At 42.3% G+C, this 17,620-nt stretch carries 17 protein-coding genes; 4 read left to right on the top strand and 13 right to left on the bottom strand.

The features are described from left to right. Nucleotides 1-122 precede the first annotated feature (122 nt). Entirely contained in the window at nt 123-1,613 is a 1,491-nt protein-coding gene (locus AC3E9V_RS16055) for a xylulokinase (RefSeq protein WP_488749152.1), read from the top strand. Nucleotides 1,614-1,632: 19 nt separating this feature from the next. Beyond that, nucleotides 1,633-2,955: a xylose isomerase gene (gene xylA / locus AC3E9V_RS16050; RefSeq protein ID WP_488749151.1), complete on the top strand. Its 1,323-nt coding sequence runs from the start codon at nt 1,633-1,635 to the stop codon at nt 2,953-2,955. A gap of 39 nt (nt 2,956-2,994) precedes the next feature. On the opposite strand, the gene AC3E9V_RS16045 is transcribed toward xylA, so the two are convergent. Together AC3E9V_RS16045 and AC3E9V_RS16040 are read right to left on the bottom strand one after the other, a co-directional pair. Next, the gene (locus AC3E9V_RS16045) at nt 2,995-3,708 is read right to left on the bottom strand and encodes an NUDIX hydrolase (RefSeq protein ID WP_488749150.1); all 714 of its coding nucleotides are present in this window, start codon (nt 3,706-3,708) and stop codon (nt 2,995-2,997) included. 68 nt (nt 3,709-3,776) lie between these two features. Continuing rightward, nucleotides 3,777-4,250 carry a hypothetical protein gene (locus AC3E9V_RS16040; RefSeq protein WP_488749149.1) on the bottom strand — a complete coding sequence of 158 codons (474 nt, stop codon included), beginning with the start codon at nt 4,248-4,250 and terminating at the stop codon, nt 3,777-3,779. A gap of 131 nt (nt 4,251-4,381) precedes the next feature. Between AC3E9V_RS16040 and AC3E9V_RS16035 the strand changes: the two genes are divergently transcribed. After that, on the top strand, nt 4,382-5,263 hold the full coding sequence (locus AC3E9V_RS16035; RefSeq protein WP_488749148.1) for a class II glutamine amidotransferase: 882 nt from the start codon (nt 4,382-4,384) through the stop codon (nt 5,261-5,263). A 207-nt stretch (nt 5,264-5,470) separates the two neighbouring features. Here the strand turns inward: AC3E9V_RS16035 and AC3E9V_RS16030 are convergent, their stop codons facing one another. Further along, complete coding sequence (locus tag AC3E9V_RS16030) at nt 5,471-8,152, bottom strand: ABC transporter permease (RefSeq protein ID WP_488749147.1); 2,682 nt, start codon at nt 8,150-8,152, stop codon at nt 5,471-5,473. After that, entirely contained in the window at nt 8,152-8,487 is a 336-nt protein-coding gene (locus tag AC3E9V_RS16025; protein ID WP_488749146.1) for a PadR family transcriptional regulator, read from the bottom strand. The genes AC3E9V_RS16030 and AC3E9V_RS16025 overlap by 1 nt, the downstream gene beginning before the upstream one ends. 171 nt (nt 8,488-8,658) lie before the next feature. On the opposite strand from AC3E9V_RS16025, the gene AC3E9V_RS16020 reads away from it, so the two are divergent. After that, on the top strand, nt 8,659-9,252 hold the full coding sequence (locus AC3E9V_RS16020; RefSeq protein ID WP_488749145.1) for a porin family protein: 594 nt from the start codon (nt 8,659-8,661) through the stop codon (nt 9,250-9,252). A gap of 50 nt (nt 9,253-9,302) precedes the next feature. Here AC3E9V_RS16020 and AC3E9V_RS16015 read toward each other — a convergent pair whose 3' ends face one another. The 9 genes from AC3E9V_RS16015 to AC3E9V_RS15975 form a co-directional block, all read right to left on the bottom strand. Next, on the bottom strand, nt 9,303-10,025 hold the full coding sequence (locus tag AC3E9V_RS16015; RefSeq protein WP_488749144.1) for a DUF547 domain-containing protein: 723 nt from the start codon (nt 10,023-10,025) through the stop codon (nt 9,303-9,305). 268 nt (nt 10,026-10,293) lie between these two features. Further along, nucleotides 10,294-10,710, bottom strand: coding sequence for a BrxA/BrxB family bacilliredoxin (locus AC3E9V_RS16010; protein WP_488749143.1), 417 nt, complete (start codon nt 10,708-10,710; stop codon nt 10,294-10,296). A 40-nt stretch (nt 10,711-10,750) separates the two neighbouring features. Beyond that, nucleotides 10,751-11,095, bottom strand: a complete 345-nt coding sequence (locus AC3E9V_RS16005; RefSeq protein WP_488749142.1) for an iron-sulfur cluster assembly protein — start codon at nt 11,093-11,095, stop codon at nt 10,751-10,753. Nucleotide 11,096: 1 nt separating this feature from the next. Next, a complete protein-coding gene (locus AC3E9V_RS16000) occupies nt 11,097-11,537 on the bottom strand; it encodes a SufE family protein (RefSeq protein ID WP_488749141.1) in 441 nt (146 codons plus the stop codon). Further along, the gene (locus AC3E9V_RS15995) at nt 11,534-12,769 is read right to left on the bottom strand and encodes an aminotransferase class V-fold PLP-dependent enzyme (protein WP_488749140.1); all 1,236 of its coding nucleotides are present in this window, start codon (nt 12,767-12,769) and stop codon (nt 11,534-11,536) included. Before AC3E9V_RS15995 ends, AC3E9V_RS16000 begins: the two co-directional genes overlap by 4 nt. After that, entirely contained in the window at nt 12,766-14,088 is a 1,323-nt protein-coding gene (sufD, locus tag AC3E9V_RS15990) for a Fe-S cluster assembly protein SufD (protein ID WP_488749139.1), read from the bottom strand. Before sufD ends, AC3E9V_RS15995 begins: the two co-directional genes overlap by 4 nt. 4 nt (nt 14,089-14,092) lie before the next feature. Beyond that, entirely contained in the window at nt 14,093-14,848 is a 756-nt protein-coding gene (gene sufC / locus AC3E9V_RS15985) for a Fe-S cluster assembly ATPase SufC (RefSeq protein ID WP_488749138.1), read from the bottom strand. Between the two features lie 16 nt (nt 14,849-14,864). Beyond that, nucleotides 14,865-16,310, bottom strand: coding sequence for a Fe-S cluster assembly protein SufB (gene sufB / locus AC3E9V_RS15980; protein ID WP_488749137.1), 1,446 nt, complete (start codon nt 16,308-16,310; stop codon nt 14,865-14,867). Nucleotides 16,311-16,710: 400 nt separating this feature from the next. After that, the gene (locus AC3E9V_RS15975; RefSeq protein WP_488749136.1) at nt 16,711-17,172 is read right to left on the bottom strand and encodes an Lrp/AsnC ligand binding domain-containing protein; all 462 of its coding nucleotides are present in this window, start codon (nt 17,170-17,172) and stop codon (nt 16,711-16,713) included. Nucleotides 17,173-17,620: the final 448 nt, after the last annotated feature.

Raw genomic sequence — 17,620 nt, 5'->3', positions numbered from 1 at the left:
TATAGAAAACTATTCTGTCTAACTTTGATGAATCCAGCTATCATAAAAAATAACAACATGCTTATAGTATTTTTGACTATAAGTTAATATCTTTATGGAATATTTCTTCTAAACGACATTAAATGTATTCACTCGGAATTGACGTAGGGAGTTCATCTGTTAAAGTATCCGTTCTGGACATAAAAACAGGTAAAAGTGTTGGGTCTGCGTTTCACCCGGAGAGTGAGCTGGAGATCAGCGCTCCTGAACCCGGCTGGGCGGAGCAGGATCCGGATACCTGGTGGGAGTCATTTTTAGCAGCATATAAAAAGGTATTATCTAGTACATCCATATCGGCGAGTGCTATCAAAAGCATAGGGATCTCCTACCAGATGCATGGACTGGTTATCCTGGATGAAAAGGGAGACGTGTTGCGTCCTTCTATTATTTGGTGTGACAGCCGGGCTGTAGAGGTAGGAGATAGAGGGTTTGAAGCCTTGGGAGCCTCTTATTGTACGGAGAGTTTATTGAATTCTCCTGGAAATTTCACAGCTTCTAAATTGAAATGGGTGCAGGAAAATGAACCCGATACTTTCAGGAAGGTTACACACTTCATGCTACCGGGTGACTATATTGCTTACAAGCTTTCCGGTCAGGTCAACACCACTGCTTCAGGTTTGTCAGAAGGGGTTTTCTGGGATTTTAAAAAACGAGCTATTTCATGGGAACTACTAAAAGAATATGGTATTTCCGAACGTACAGTCCCTGACTTGGTTCCTACATTTGGCTTACAAAGTGGAGTTTCCGAAAGCATTGCAGGTGAAACAGGTATCTCAGCGGGTACGCCCATTTCGTACCGGGCAGGAGACCAACCAAATAATGCATTTTCTCTCAATGTACTGAATACAGGAGAAGTAGCTGCCACAGCAGGAACTTCAGGAGTTATCTATGCAGTGACGGACCGAAACATCGGAGATAAAGCATTTCGGGTAAATACGTTTTTGCATGTAAGTGATACGGAGGAGCAGCCAAGAAATGGTATCCTGCTTTGTGTTAACGGTACCGGAATCCTGAATAGCTGGTTACGTAAGACAGTTGGTGCCGGAACTTACTCATATGATGAAATGAATACCCTGGCGGCTGAAGTGCCTGTGGGAGCTGAAGGGCTCAGGTTTTTCCCATTTGGAAATGGAGCTGAGCGGGTTTTAAAAAACAAGTATCCAAAAGCCACAATGGCCGGACTGGACTTTAACCGTCATCAGAATAAACACATTTACCGCGCTGCACAGGAGGGTATTGTTTTTGCCTTGCGCTACGGGTTTGATGTGTTGAATGAAATTGGGGTAGCGGGTAAAACGATCCGTGCAGGTAAAGCCAATATGTTTTTAAGTCCTGTATTTCGGGAAGCCTTTGTAAATACAGTAGGAGCCAATTTGGAGCTTTATGATACGGATGGAGCCGAAGGGGCCGCCAGAGGTGCTGCGCTGGGAGCGGGGCTTTATACTTCCAGAGATGAAGCTTTTGCCGGGTTGGAATGTCTTGGTTCCTTTGAGCCGGACGTCAAGTTGCAGCAAAAATATGAAGCCACATACCAGGAGTGGAAAAATGCATTGGAAAGACAAATCAAACATTGACAATTAATAACCATAAAGAATGAGTACAGGAGAAAAAGAATACTTTAAAGGTATCGGAAAGGTAAAGTATGAGGGACCTGAGTCAGATAACCCATTTGCCTTTAAGTACTATGATGAAAACAAAGTAGTGGCTGGTAAGACCATGAAAGAGCACTTTAAGTTTGCTTGTGCTTACTGGCATACCTTCTGCAATGATGGAGGCGATCCATTTGGCGCTGGCACTAAAAATTACCCATGGAGTACTGCATCTGATGCCGTCTCACGGGCAAAAGAGAAGATGGATGCAGCATTTGAGTTTCTTGGTAAACTAGGGTTGCCATATTTCTGCTTTCATGATTTTGATCTGATTGAAGAGGGCTCCACCATTGCTGAGTCTGAGTCAAGGCTTGAAACCATCACTGACTATGCGAAGCAGTATATGGATGATACAGGAGTGAAGTTGCTTTGGGGAACTGCAAACCTTTTTGAAAACCCCAGATACATGAATGGAGCTTCTACCAACCCTGACTTCAATGTTTTGGCCCATGCAGGTACCCAGGTGAAAAATGCTCTCGATGCTACCATAAAGCTAAATGGCGAAAACTACGTATTCTGGGGAGGACGGGAAGGTTACATGTCCCTGCTCAATACTAAAATGAAGCGTGAACTGGATCATCTTGCTCAATTCCTGCATATGGCTAAAGACTATGCTCGAAAAAATGGATTCAAAGGAAACTTCTTTGTGGAGCCAAAACCAATGGAGCCTACCAAACACCAGTATGATTTTGATGCGGCTACAGTGGTTGGTTTCCTTCGAGAGTATGGTTTGGATAAAGATTTTAAGCTAAACATTGAGGTAAACCACGCTACACTGGCGAGTCATACCTTCCAGCATGAGCTACAGGTAGCTGCGGATGCAGGAATGCTGGGCAGCATTGATGCTAACCGTGGTGACTACCAAAATGGATGGGATACCGATCAATTCCCAAATAATTTATTTGAAGTGACTGAAGCATTTCTTGTGATTTTAGAATCCGGAGGAATCCAGGGTGGGGGAATCAACTTTGATGCGAAAACACGGAGAAACTCCACAGACCTGGACGATATATTCCATGCGCATATTGGTGGAATGGATGTGTTTGCCCGTTCACTTGAGATTGCCGATAGGGTATTGGGCAGCACTGCGTATAAAAAACTGAGAGAGGAGCGTTATGCTTCTTTTGATTCAGGCAAAGGAAAAGCATTTGAGGATGGAAAGCTGACCATGGAAGACCTTAGGGAGATTGCAATTGCTAATGGTGAGCCAAAAATGGCTAGTGGTAAGCAGGAACTTTTCGAAAACCTGATCAATAACTGTATCTAAGTACACAATTACTTCTTCATATTTTTATACAGAGGGCTTCTAAAATTCAAAATTGAAGCCCTCTTCTTTTAACCGGTTGTATACGGCTTCATCAAAGCGGTATAGGTTGGCAGCCCTATGTGCCACTTCTTTTTGCTTTTCTTTACAATCGATCAGTAGTTTCATTTTGAGGAATTTCCGTCGGAAGTTGGGCTTATCCAGTTTTATTCCCAGAATAGATTCATAGAGCTGCTGAAGCTGCAGGAGTGTAAACTTTTCGGGGAGCAGGTTGAATCCGATGGGTTCGTGTTTTACTATGTGTCTGAGGTGATCCAGACTATGATTCAAAATGGCGTTATGGTCATAGGGCAGGGTGGGGATCTCACCTAGTTTAAACCACCTGGCATCTGAGGCGGTGAAGCCCGGTATGATCTCATACTCTTCAGGTTTAACCAGCGAATAGTATGCGACGGTTATTACGCGCTTATTAGGATATCGATCCACCTCTCCAAACGCTTTTAACTGTTCCAGGAAAATATCCTGAATTCCTGTAAGTGCAGATAAGATTCGGTAGGCTGCATCATCCAGTCCCTCATTGTACTTAATCCAGCCTCCGGGCAATGCCCACTTACCTTCACTGATCCCTTCGCCATGTTTTACTAATAATACATTCAGGTCAGAGGAGTTAAAACCAAAAATGAGGCAATCAATGGATAGAACATCAATTATTTTATCAGGGAAAGACACTTTAGTGTGCAGAGTTGATTTTTTCAAAGAAGCATTAAATGAAAAAAGCTGTTCCTATCAGAACAGCTTTCTTATAAAAAGATTGTTTTAAAACCTTATCCTACTGAAAAAACTAAGGTGAATTTTCCTACACCACTAATACGTGCTGTAGATTCCTCAGTAGAGAAAACAATGGTAATTGTCCCTGCTCCTGAGTCATAGTTTATAGAAGTAGCAGTAGCTGACCTGTCAGTTGCTGGATCTACGGTAAGCCCACTTAGGGTACCATCCTCAGCAATTGCAAATGAACCTCCGGTGGCCGCGTGAGTATTTATATCTCCGCCAGTCAGTGTGAAGGTCATTGAGGCATCGCCGGAAAAACTTATGGAAACTTCACTGACCGTAACCCCTTCTACATTTTCCAATGAAGAGGCAGCTGTTGCTGTGAAGGTGTTTCCATGGAGCAAGTCGATCAGTTCTTCCTGTGCGGAAGGTCCATCATCACCTCCTTTGTTACAAGAGGTTACAAAAATTAAACTAAAGGCAACGAAAACTAAGGCAAGCAGTTTTACGAATTTCAATTTGTGCATGATGTAATTTTAAATCTTTAGTTAAGTTCTCAAATGTAAGTTATTTGATCCAATTATGCCTTGGTGATTGAGGTTTTATTTCCTTGGTTAGTACTTTAATATCTTTTATTCATCGAAAATTGTTAATTTAAGTGGCTAGTATCTATAAAATGTGCCGCTTTACCTTCTACCAGGGCAAGCCGATCAGGATCAGCTCCCTTATTATTGAGCCCAAACATTCGCTTATTCATCAAAGTTATGGGGCTCAGGAACGTGAAGAACCTCTGAATGGGGACGGTTTTGGCTTAGCCTGGTATAATCCGGAGCTGTCTGATGAGCCAGCCCTCTTCAAATCCATTAGCCCTGCCTGGAGCAACAACAATTTAAGAGAGTTAAGTAAAATGGTTGTTTCAGGGTGTATCCTGGCGCATGTACGAGCTGCTACCCAGAGCCTGAGTGTGTCAGAAGCAAACTGTCATCCTTTTAAATGGGGGAAATATGGATTTATGCACAATGGAGATATCGGAGGCTTCCCGGAGATTCGCCGACCACTCCTCAACCTATTGCCTGATGAGGTTTTTAAGCATATCAAAGGTTCTACTGATTCAGAGCACTTTTTTGGGCTGTTTCTCAGTGAATTTTTAGAACGACCGGATATGGAAACTACCGATAGGCTTGCCACCTCTATGATGGCAGCCATCAGAAAGGTTGTTAAGTTAGTTGAAGTGTATGCACCGGGCGAAAAGTGCTATCTTAATATTGTCGTTACTGATGGCAGTATGGCCCTGGCTGTTCGTTTTACCACCGATGTGCCGGAACATGCCGACTCTCTCTACTTCAACCTTGGCAGAAAATATGTATGTGAGGATGGGATCTGTTATATGAAAGATCCGGGAGAAGGCGAAAAAGCTGTAATCATTAGCTCAGAACCCCTTAGTAACGAACCTGGATGGCAAACTATTCCCGTAAATTCAATGGTTTTGGTGCGAGATGGGAAGGTGCATAATCAGATGACTATAGACGCTTATTTCTAGTTTGGCACAAGCTTTGTTCCCGATCATCGAAAGATTCGGGCAAGTCACCGATTTTTGAGGTGATAATTGGTGAAAATCCTGAATCTTTGTTTTGAGTTTTTTCATAGCATGAGTTATTCATCTTCATGAGTTATTTTAGGTTAGGTTGGTTTTACAAATCTGAAGATGAACACGGACCCCGACGTTTCAGTCGGGGTTTTTTTATATCTACTCATCTTTAAGACATTCCACCGGGTTGATCATCGTTGCTTTTATTGTCTGGTAGCTTATTGCTAAAAGGGTAAGAACCGTAGCTGCTATTACCGGTAAAAGTATAATCCAAAAAGAAATAGCGGTCCGGTATACAAAGTTTTCAAGCCATTGACTCATAAACCAATAGGCAATTGGTAAAGCAATGATAAAAGCAACCGATATGAGTATGAGGAACCGGTTACTAATAAGCATCCAGATGTTGCCTGTAGAAGCTCCCAGAACTTTTCTCACACCTATTTCTTTGATCTTGGTTTCAATGATAAAACCTACCATTCCGATTAGCCCAAGACACCCGATGAGAATGGCTATGACAGCAAAAACCTTAATCATGGTGCTTAGCCTTTGCTCCTGTTCGTATTGCTCATTAAAAAGCTCATTAACAAAGCGGTAGTTTGCCGTACCCTCCGGATCAAAAGAAGCATATATTTTTTCTATGTGATTGAGCGTGTTGCGTATATCACCTTCTTTTAATTTCAGACTAATCCTACGGTAATTATTTACATACATGATTAGCATTGGTACAATAGGGCTGTGCATCGATTCAAAATGAAAATCTTCCATCACCCCTATAATTCTCCCTTGTGTGTTCCCATATTCCAGTTTCATCCCAATAATCTCCTGGGCAGAGCTGTAACCAAAAGCTTTTACTGCTGCCATATTGATGATGTAGTTAGCTGGCGGTATGGAGTCACTGTTTAGCTTTGTTTCCATTCCTTCCCTGAAATTTTCACCGGCTAAGAGGCTGATCTCATAGGTTTTCAGAAAGTCAGGGTCTACAGAAACGATGGGTAACCTAAAGCTGGTAGAGATAGCCGAATCACCAGCAAAAAATCTGGAGCCCCAGCTATCCGCCAGCCTTCCGGTAGGGATTCGGCTGGAGTAGGAAGCGCTCAAAATATTCGGGTTGCTTAATAATTCGTTCTTGAAGGTTTCGTTATTTACGTTTCTTGGCAAAGAAAGCCTGAGGATCTGCTCTCTCTGGTACCCCGGATCAGTCCTTTGGATAAATGCCATTTGGCTTTCGATCACCGCTATTGCAAAGATCAATGCTATGGTTACCGCATACTGAAATGTTACCAGAAAGGACCTGAAATTCCATTTGGAAGCATTTGTAGTTTGCTCGCCTTTAAGGGCATTTACGAGGTTTACCCTGGATAGAAAGAGCGCCGGATATAACCCGGCAAACAAGCCCACACCTAGAAGTAACAGGATCAAAATACCCGAAATCTCAATGTTTACCCAGGGATGAAAAGTCAAAGCTTTGTCCATGAAACTGTTCAGGTAGGGGAGCGCCCAGTAAATCAGGAGTATACAAGCAGGGAATGATATGATTGTAATCAGAGTGGATTCTGTAAGAAATTGTTTGATCAGGGCGATTTTATGGGCACCGATGACTTTACGCACACCCACTTCCCTCATCCTTCTGGAATAGTGGGAGGTAGCTATATTCATATAGTTTACACAGGCTACCAGAAGCAGTAATACCCCCACAATACTGAATATGTAGACTTGTTGCAGCGAGCCATTCGTTTCGTATTCACCTTCCAGGTTAGAGGTAAGATGGATGTCAGTGATGGGCTGAAACACAAAATCATAGTAGTCTCTGGCCTTCACTCCACTGGAAAATGTTCCCATATATTTATCCCAAAACTCATCATTTGCCTGATTTTGTAGTTTTTCGATATCCGTATTCGGTGCGGTTCGTATGTAGGTCATCCAGTTATAATTTCCCCCTACATTACTCATGGCCTGCTCACCATAGAGCATTTCAATAAACCGGATAGGGGCCAGGTAGTCAAAGTGAAAATGCTGTTGGTCGGGCATATTTTCTATAACTCCGGTTATTTTAAAAGACCCTGAATTACCGTCTCTGGACAGGGTCACCTGCGCACCAAGGATATCCTTCTCCTGCCAGTCATTACCAAAGATCTTAATAGCCGTTTCTTCCGTTAAAACCAGAGAATAAAGGTCTTTAAGAGCGGTTTTCGGGTCACCGATGATAAATGGGAACGTGAAAACATCGAAGACTTCTTCATCAGCAAAAATTACCGGTTCCCCTCTGAACTTTTGATCGCCATACTGAAGGTCCGGAAAGGCCCATGGAAAGAAGCGGACGGCATGAGTAATTTGAGGATAGTCCTGATTCAGGCGTTCTGCATGCCCGGCAGAACCAAACGCCCAGTGCCTGCTTACCGAGCCTTCAGCATCGTAGTTTTTTACCGTCACCCGGTAAATGTTTTCAGCATGCTCATGATGCTGATCGTAGCTGTACTCATCGGTCACGAAAAGCGCAATAAGTACAAAAGCTGCCATACCGGTGGAAAGACCAACTATATTGATCAGAGTACCCGCTTTGTACTTCCACAGATTTCTGAAGCCTATTTTAATGTAGTTTCTAAACATGGTAGTTTCTTTTTCTATTTTATTATGAGGTTTTGCCTTTTTAAGTAGAGTGGGTCTGAATAGCTTCAATACCTGCCTGTAGTACCAGAACTTTGCGCTGAGAGCTGAAGAGAAAGATAACTCTGCAAACTCCTCTTCCAGGTCTCCCAGGACCTCTTCGTGGTATTTAGACTTACAGAAATATTTAAAAAGCCTGTTAGCTAACTCTGGTGGAGATAACTGATTCTTTTGCATCACTTTTCAAAATCAAATGCCACCTCAGGTATTGCTTTCCAGAGCTGATTTCTCGTTTCTTTCGCATAATCGAGGGCTTGTTTACCCAGTGGAGTCACATGGTAATAGCGTTTTCTTTTCCCGCCCCTTACGGAGGTAGCCTCACCAAAAGTCGATTCCAGGTAGCCCTTTTTCTCCATTCTCTTGAGGGCAGTTTGCAATGCCCCCACACTGACAGATCGCTTTAGCCGGTCCACAATCTCCTTTTTTATGGCCACACCGTAGGCTTCTCCGTGTAGTATGGCTACTGTGAGAAGTACGATCTCTTCAAATTCACCTAATTGGTAATCTTTCATTTACCTCTTTTTAAGCCTGTATAATTAGTTATTTTCCTAAATGTATATAAAATATTAATTTCCTAAACGTAGTTTTTATAAAAGAGTTACTGTGGAGCAGATATATGATTTTTAATTGGGGGTGTGCGGGAATTTTTCTTACTTTATGAAAACAATAAACACGAAATCAAAATGAAAAAACTACTAATGGTAATGGCTCTTTGCCTGGGAGCTGTGGTCACGTATGGTCAGGCTCGCGTAGAGTTGGGTCTTAAAGGCGGAATGAACTTTGCGAACATTAAAGGAGAAGAAGCAGACGGAACCTTTGACTATCAAAACAAAACCGGATTTCATGCTGGCGTGTATGGACTGATTAAAATAGCTAACATTGGTATTCAGCCTGAATTACTTTACTCTAGGAAAGGATCTACGATAGAGCAAAGTTTTGGTGGAGCCACTGAGGAGTTCAAAAGTGACTTTGTTTATCTGGATGTACCTGTGATAGCCAAACTTTACTTGCCACTAGGTTTAAATATTCAGGCAGGACCTCAGTTTGGTATGCTTTTATCAGCAGAGGCTGATGGGGAGGATGTCAAAGACAGCTACAAGAATGCTGATGTGAGTGCTGCTGTAGGGGCAGGCTGGGATGCACCATTTGGCCTCAGACTGACTGCCAGGTATATTATCGGACTTAATGACATCAATGATACCGATGTAGATTTTGAGCAAAAGAACCGTATGTTCCAGGTATCTCTAGGCTATGCGTTAATTAAGCTTGGTAAATAAAAATTGAATTAGAGTATTATCCATCAAAAAGCTCCCTTTGTGGAGCTTTTTTATTGCTCTAGGCGGTTTAGTGACCAGTCGTATTCCTGAAATTTAACTGTATAGTTTTCCGGTACCTTATAGAAGCGGTATTTATTGACAAAGGCTATCAGTGATCCGGCTTTCTCAACAAACTGGTCCTGATACCAGTCAAAGATTTTATTAAGGGTTACTACCCTGCTTTTTTCGTTTACATCCACATAGTTAGGGCGATCTATTATGAGCTGTGCTCTAAACTCCAGCTGCTCCTGGACATGCTCAGGAGTAAAAGCATTATCATAAAGAAACGGACAGCTTTTGGCCGCACAGCCCAGTGCAAAATGTATTCTGGGGTCTTTGTATGGAGCTATAATCTTGTCAAATTCAATCTGGTCCAAGGTGAGCTCTTCCCCCGCCACATTAAATTTTCTTTCCTTGAAAAATCCCGGAACCTCCATGGGGCTGTTGATCGGGTACTTATCCAGGACCTGGTCAATGACTAACAGGTTGTATGCATTGATGTAGAAAGCCAGCTTAAAGTCATCACTTTTATTATCCAGGTTCATATCGGCTATTTGCGTAATCAGGCCTGATAGATTCTGATCATTAAACTTAAGGGCATTGTAGTTGATCCTACCGTATTCCACATTGTTGATCAGGAACGTATTAACCTGCTCAAAAAAGTCATTTGCATCCTGCTGCCCCCAGGTACTCGTGGAGATTAGGAAGGAAAAGACGGTAATTAAGGCTTTCATGCGCATATAATTTAGCTTTTAGCTCTTAGCCTTTGGCTTTTGGCCGAAAACTTATATTCATATTCAGTTGGACTACGCGTCCCGGACTGCGCGTCCCGGACTACGCGTCCCGGAATGCTATTTGGCTTATGCTCATTTCATGAGTAGAATTTATCGATTAATCATTACATATAAAAATCTTGCGGTATTTTCCATTGTGTAATAAATATAAAAAAAACCGGATCGATTACCGACCCGGTTTTTATTCTAAATGTGTAGAAAATGTCTTTTAGCAGAATTCTTTAAATACCTCTACCAGGTGATTTGCTATCATCTCCGCTGAGCGGCCCTCTATATGGTGCCTTTCCACAAAGTGAACCAATTCACCATCTTTAAACAATGCAACGGATGGAGAAGAAGGCGGGAAAGGCATGGTAAATTCACGTGCCTTTGCAGTGGCTTCTTTATCTACTCCGGCAAATACGGTTGCCAGGTTATCCGGCTTTTTGCTACTCAGGTTCAAGCCTGCAAGTACTCCGGGGCGAGCCGTTCCGGCAGCACATCCACACACTGAGTTAATTACCAGCAATGTAGTGCCTTTATGATCCTTCAGATGGTTCTCTACATCCTCAGGCGTTTTAAATTCTTCAAATCCAAACTCCGTAAGTTCGGATCTCATTGGGGCAACTAATTCTTCAGGATACATATTTACTTTAGTTTATAAGATCTGTTAAAGTTTCAAGTTTTTACATAAAGCCCAGCTCCAGCTTGGCTGTTTCTGACATCATTTCAGTAGTAAAGGGAGGATCAAATGTTACCTCAACAGTTACATCGTTGACCTCTTCTATTTCCCTGATCCTGGCTTCTATTTCTCCCGGTATCTCTTCAGCAGAAGGGCACGCAGGAGAGGTGAGCGTCATCAGGACGTGTACGTTATTGACCGGAAAAACATTGATCTCGTAAATCAGACCCAACTCGTAGACATCTACAGGTATTTCAGGGTCATAAACGAGCTTGATTGCGCGTACTACCTTTTCTTTGAGTTCAAGATCGCCAGTTTGTGCGTTTTGTTGTTCTTTTTGCTCTTCCATATTATGCGTTGGTTTGCGTTTTAGAACTTAAAGCCAGTGCGTAAAGTTTCATTTGCTTGATCATGGCAGCAAAGCCATTAGATCTTTGCGTGCCGATAAATCGCTGCATGCCTATTTTTTGAGGAAAGGTGACTTCCTCATTAAGTATAGTATCCGGTTTTTCATCGGAAAGAACACGGACCAATAAGCTTACAAGCCCTTTGGTTATGGCTGTATTCGAATCGGCCTCAAAGTGGACATTGCCGTCACCGGAAAGATCTGCTGTCAGCCATACTTTACTTTGACAACCTTTGACGATATTGTCTTCTGTTTTCTTATCAGCAGCCATCTCAGGGAGAGCTTCTCCCAGCTCCATGATGTAGTTTATGGTCATTTCCATATCACCATCCAGGATGGAAAACTCTTCCACAATTGCATTTTCCTTTTCGCTGATACTACTCATCTTCTAAACTTCTTTACAATTTCGGTTAATGCTCCGGCAAATGCGTCAATTTCTTCTACGGTGTTATAAACAGCAAAGGAGGCCCTGACTGTTCCCTCAATTCCAAAATGATCCATCAAAGGTTGAGTACAGTGATGGCCTGTTCGGACAGCAATGCCCTTGGCATCCAGCCACATACCCAGGTCAAATGGGTGTACTCCATCAATTGTAAATGAGACGACACTTGCTCTGTTTGTAGCCATACCTACCGGCACAAACCCGTCAATGGGGTAGAGGCTTTCCCTGGCATGGTCCAGGAGCTTAGCTTCATGCTGATGAAGGAAGTCATAGCCTATTTCTTCAATGAACTCCATAGCGGATTTAAAAGCGACTACATCCGCAATATTTGGAGTGCCAGCTTCAAATTTGTACGGGATGTCGTTGTAGGTAGTCCCTTTGAAGGAGACTTCACTGATCATCTCGCCACCGCTCTGATAGGGGTCCATTTTCTCAAGGAGAGCCCTTTTTCCATACAGTACACCTACTCCCGTAGGTCCGTACATTTTGTGAGAAGAGAAGGAGAGGAAGTCACAGTTAAGCGCTTTGACGTCCAATCTCACATGAGGTGCAGCCTGTGCAGCGTCTATTAACACTTTTGCCCCGGCCTCATGCGCTTTTTTTATGAGTTCTTTTACCGGGTTGATCGTTCCAAGCGTATTGCTGATATAAACCAGTGAAACAAACTTAGTTTTTTCGGAAAGGAGCTCCTCAAAATCATCAACCGATATTTCCCCATTTTTGAGCACAGGCACTACTTTGAGCTTTGCACCTGTTTGCTCACAGAGGATCTGCCAGGGAACAATGTTTGAATGATGCTCCATGCCGGTGATAATGATCTCATCGCCTTCTTTCAGAAATTTTCTTCCATAAGCCTGGGCTACGAGATTGATACCGTCTGTCGTGCCTTTTGTGAAGATAATTTCTTCGGGTTCAGGGGCATTGATAAATGTCTGGACCCTTTTTCGTGTTTCCTCAAATGCTGACGTTGCTCGCTCGGCAAGTGTATGGATGCCCCGGTGAATGTTTGCGTTGTTGTAAGTATAGTATTCAACCAGCGCGTCGATTACACGCTTAGGCTTTTGTGATGTAGCGGCGTTATCGAAATAGATCAAAGGCTTCCCATTGACCTGCTGATTAAGCACCGGAAATTGCTTTCTTACAGAATCTACGGAAAGGGTAGCTGCTACACTCATTGACCCAGCTTGTTTAAAATGATGCCCTTTATTTCCTCACTAACCAATTCATTTTTTACTTCAGCGAGTGTTTCATTTGCAAAAGCAGTCAGCATTAGCGCTTTTGCCTTGTTCTTTTCTATTCCCCTGGATCGGAGATAAAATACCGCTTCTTCATCCAACTGCCCAGTGGTACATCCGTGAGAGCACTGTACATCGTCAGCCCATATTTCAAGCTGAGGTTTAGTATTTACTATCGCAGTGTCTGACAATATAATGTTGTTGTTTGCCTGAAATGCGTTTGTTTTCTGAGCATCAGGGCGCACGTAGATCCTGCCATTGAATACGGCTCTTGCGTTCTCATCGATAACCCCCTTATAAAGCTCGTTGCTGAAGGAGTTTGGCTTCCTGTGGTCTACGGCTGTATTGTTATCTACGTGAGATTTGCCGGAAAGTAAATACAAACCATGCATATGCGCTTCACAGTTTTCGTCATCCACGCTTACATAGATGTTGTTTCTGATCACTGCACCTTTAAATGAGAACGTGTTTGTATAGAAACGCGAGTCTTTCCCCTGATGACCGTAGATACCGTCAATAGCGTAACTACTCGTGGAGTAGTTCTGTATTTTAGTGTAGTTTACCGAAGCATTGGCTTTTACTTCAGCTTCAAAAATGCTGTTTGAAAACGAATTGTTCTCTCCCCTGACAAATGATTTCTCATAGATCCGGGTATTAGAAGAAGTTTCTCCAATAACCAGTACTCTGGGAAAGAAAACCACTGCAGAATCTGCCGTATCTACAAAATGGTAGATAAAAGTGGGTATGTTTTCAGCATTTTTAGCAGCCTTTAGAAATAAACCCTGGTTGAAGTAAGCGAGGTTCATGGCTGCAAATGGGTCCTGAGACTGATCACCGGTTTTACCCAGTGCTTCCCTTACTTCCGGATATTCCGTATACGTCTGCGAGTCCAAAAGTCTGATTTCAAGATCCGATGAAGCGCTTTTAATGACTGAGAAATCCTCAATGAACAAACCATTTACAAAAACGAGATGGTTTGCTTCATTGATATCATAGAATTTACTCTGACATTCATCTTTCGCCCATTTAGGCGGCTCATCCAGATTTGTAAAGTCTACGTTCTTCTCCAGGATCCTGGTGATTGGAGTGTATTTGTAAGCTTCACTTTTTCTTGCAGGTAAACCTATCTCATGAAACTGGCGAATAGCTTTCAGTTTCTCATTTTTCAGTTCACTCTCATCTGCAAAATGTTTCTCAAGCCAACTTACAAACTGTGCCTCTATCTGATTGTCTATAGTCAATTCGTTATCGCTACTCATTGTCTTATGCTGTTGCGAGTTCTTCTTTGATCCAGTCGTAACCTTTTTCTTCCAGTTCAAATGCCAGTGACTTATCACCAGACTTGACAATCTTACCCTGGTAAAGCACATGAACAAAATCAGGTACGATATATTCCAGGAGTCGCTGATAGTGTGTGATGACTATGGTAGCGTTGTTTGGATTTCTTAACTTATTGACTCCATCGGCCACAATTTTTAATGCATCGATATCCAGCCCGGAATCCGTTTCGTCCAGTATGGAAAGCTTAGGCTCCAGCATGGCCATTTGAAAGATCTCATTTCGCTTTTTCTCACCACCTGAGAAGCCTTCGTTCAATGCCCGACTCAGTAAGGCCTGATCCATTTCCACAAGCTTCATTTTTTCTTTCATATCTTTTAAGAAAGAAACTGCATCCAGTGCTTTTTCTCCCCTGGACTCACGCACCTGATTCACAGCTGTTTTCAGGAAGTTTGTGGTAGATACACCGGGTATTTCTACCGGATATTGGAAAGCCAGGAAAATTCCCTTTCTGGCTCTTTCCTCCGGAGCAAGCTCGAGAAGGTCCTCATTTTCGTATGTGATAGACCCACTTTCCACTTCATATTCTTCTCTACCGGCAAGTACAGAAGCCAGTGTACTTTTACCTGAGCCATTTGGACCCATAATGGCATGGATCTCACCCGGCTTTACTTCCAGGTTTATACCTTTTAATATTTCTTTGCCTTCTATAGAGGCGTGTAAGTTTTCTATTTTGAGCATTTGGTTTAAATGATTTTTAACCTACGCTTCCTTCGAGAGTCAGCGCTAATAATTTTTGAGCCTCTACCGCAAATTCCATCGGTAGTTTGTTCATAACTTCTTTAGCAAAACCATTGACTATAAGCGCTACGGCACTTTCCTCATCAATTCCCCTTTGCTGGCAGTAAAAGATCTGATCTTCTCCGATCTTGGATGTGGTAGCCTCGTGCTCTACCTGGGCAGAGCTATTTTCCACATCTATATAGGGGAATGTATGTGCACCGCACTTGTCTCCCATAAGGAGTGAGTCACACTGCGAGAAGTTTCTGGCATTTTTAGCCCTTTTCATAATATGGACCTGGCCCCTGTAGCTATTTTGTGATTTCCCAGCTGAAATACCCTTTGAAACAACCCTGGATTTTGTGTTTTTCCCGATATGGATCATTTTGGTACCTGTGTCAGCTTGCTGATAATTGTTGGTAACAGCTACTGAATAAAATTCTCCTTGCGAGTTGTCTCCTTTCAGGATACATGAAGGGTACTTCCACGTTACAGCAGAACCGGTTTCTACCTGTGTCCAGCTTATCTTGGAGTTATCACCGAAACAAATACCTCTTTTGGTAACGAAGTTGTATATTCCTCCTTTACCTTCTTTATTTCCTGGATACCAGTTCTGAACGGTAGAGTATTTTACTTCAGCATCCTTAGCTGCATGGATCTCTACAACAGCTGCATGCAGTTGATTTTCGTCTCGCTGCGGAGCAGTACACCCTTCCAAATAAGAGACGTATGAGCCTTCTTCTGCAACGATAAGGGTCCTTTCAAACTGCCCTGTATTTGCTGCATTGATACGGAAGTAGGTGGAAAGCTCCATGGGGCAACGTACTCCTTTCGGGATGTAGCAGAATGATCCGTCTGAAAATACAGCCGAATTTAAAGCTGCAAAGTAGTTGTCGTTGGCAGGTACAACCGATCCCAGGTATTTTTTGACCAGCTCCGGATGCTCCTGAACGGCCTCACTAAATGAACAGAAAATGATCCCCAGTTCAGAAAGCGTTTCTTTAAAGGTAGTTGCTACTGAAACAGAGTCGATCACAGCATCTACTGCTACTCCGGTTAAGCGCTTTTGCTCCTGTAGAGAAATACCTAATCGCTCAAAAGTCCTAAGCAGCTCAGGATCCACTTCATCCAGGTTTTTAGGCTTGTTCTTTTGTTTAGGTGCCGAATAGTATCTGATGCTTTGATAGTCAATCTCGGGATATTTTACATTTGGCCATCGTGGCTCCTTCATTTGCTCCCATCTCCGAAAAGCCTTCAGACGCCACTCAAGCAACCATTCAGGTTCTTCCTTCTTAGCAGAGATAAAATGAATTATATCTTCATTTATCCCCAGAGGAGCTTCATCAGCCTCAAAGTCTACAGACCAGCCGTGTTCGTATTCTTTTGAAGTAAATTCTTCTAATATTTGATCATCCTTACTCATAAAGGCTATTTCTGTTCAAAAATTCTAGTACCATAACTTCTATACGCGCCAAGAAGTTTAGCAAAGTTAACTCTTATTTATAATTAATCTAAATAAGGCATTAATTAAAGATTATATCTTATTCCGGGTTTTCATTTTGGCACCGAATGGTGTTTGCAGAGAGAATGGAGCCGCAGATATTATTACTTAAGTGCAATAGCATTTAGATGCAAGTCTACAAATGTAAAATGCAATTACCCAATAGCAACTCACTTAAACAATAACTGAAGATGAATGCAGCCAGTTTGAAATTGAATAAGTGATGTCTTAGAAATACAGCAGCGGCATCAGGTGACACCAGCTGATATTGACAAATGCTATATATCAAGGTAAGCTATAAATACTGAAGACCCTTACCTGATCAGAAAAGCAGGTGACGGTTAAGGCTCTCTTCAAGGGAAATAAAAGTCTCAGTACGTTCAATCCCCTCCACCTTTTGAATCTTATCATGTAAGACATCTTTCAGATGCTTCGTGTCTTTGCAGTGAATTTTGATAAAGATATTATAGTTACCAGTAGTATAGTGCACTTTTACAATTTCCGGAATGGTTCTAAGCTGTTCCACCACACTGTCATAAAGGGAGGACTTTTGCAGGTAAATACCCATGAAACAAGTCACATCGAATCCCAGTTTGGAGTAGTCCATTTTCAAGGTGGTACCTCGTACTACACCCATTTCTTCCAGCTTTTTCATTCTTACGTGAACGGTACCACCGGATACAAATACCTTTTTTGCTACCTCAGTGTATGGAATTTTCGCGTCTTCCATCAAAATATTGAGGATTTTAAGGTCTACATTGTCAATCTCGTAATTTTTACTCATGGTTTGCGGCCTTTTTTTTATATATTCAATATTTAATATGCAAAATTAAACATCATATAAATATTAATCAAATTTATTAAAATATTTTTAAAAAAATAGTAAGTATGTTACTTTTGAGTCATCATTATGATTGAGAACGACAGTTGGTTGTTCTCTAGCACTACACTGTAGGGTGATGAAATTGGCAGACATGCCCTCCTGTCTCGGGGGTGAAGATAAGGGATAAACCTTGTCGGCTTTCACTAAAGGTTACTCTGGTACTCTTTCGTGATGGTCGCAGGCTAACTGCTTCGTGGAGGTTCGAATCCTCCCCCTACAGCCATCATTTTTGGGTTAATGTTGTTTATTTGTCCAAAGGATTCTTTTAACAAAAGCTACCTTTGGCAGAAGAAATACGGTCGTGGTAGGGGTGCCACGGCCTTTTTCTTTTTTATAAGCAACCTTTTTT

It is taken from the genome of Marinoscillum sp. HNIBRBA16962 (assembly GCF_057801515.1).
Note: the sequence above shows the minus strand (reverse complement) of the source record. Positions and strands in the feature narration are given on the sequence as shown.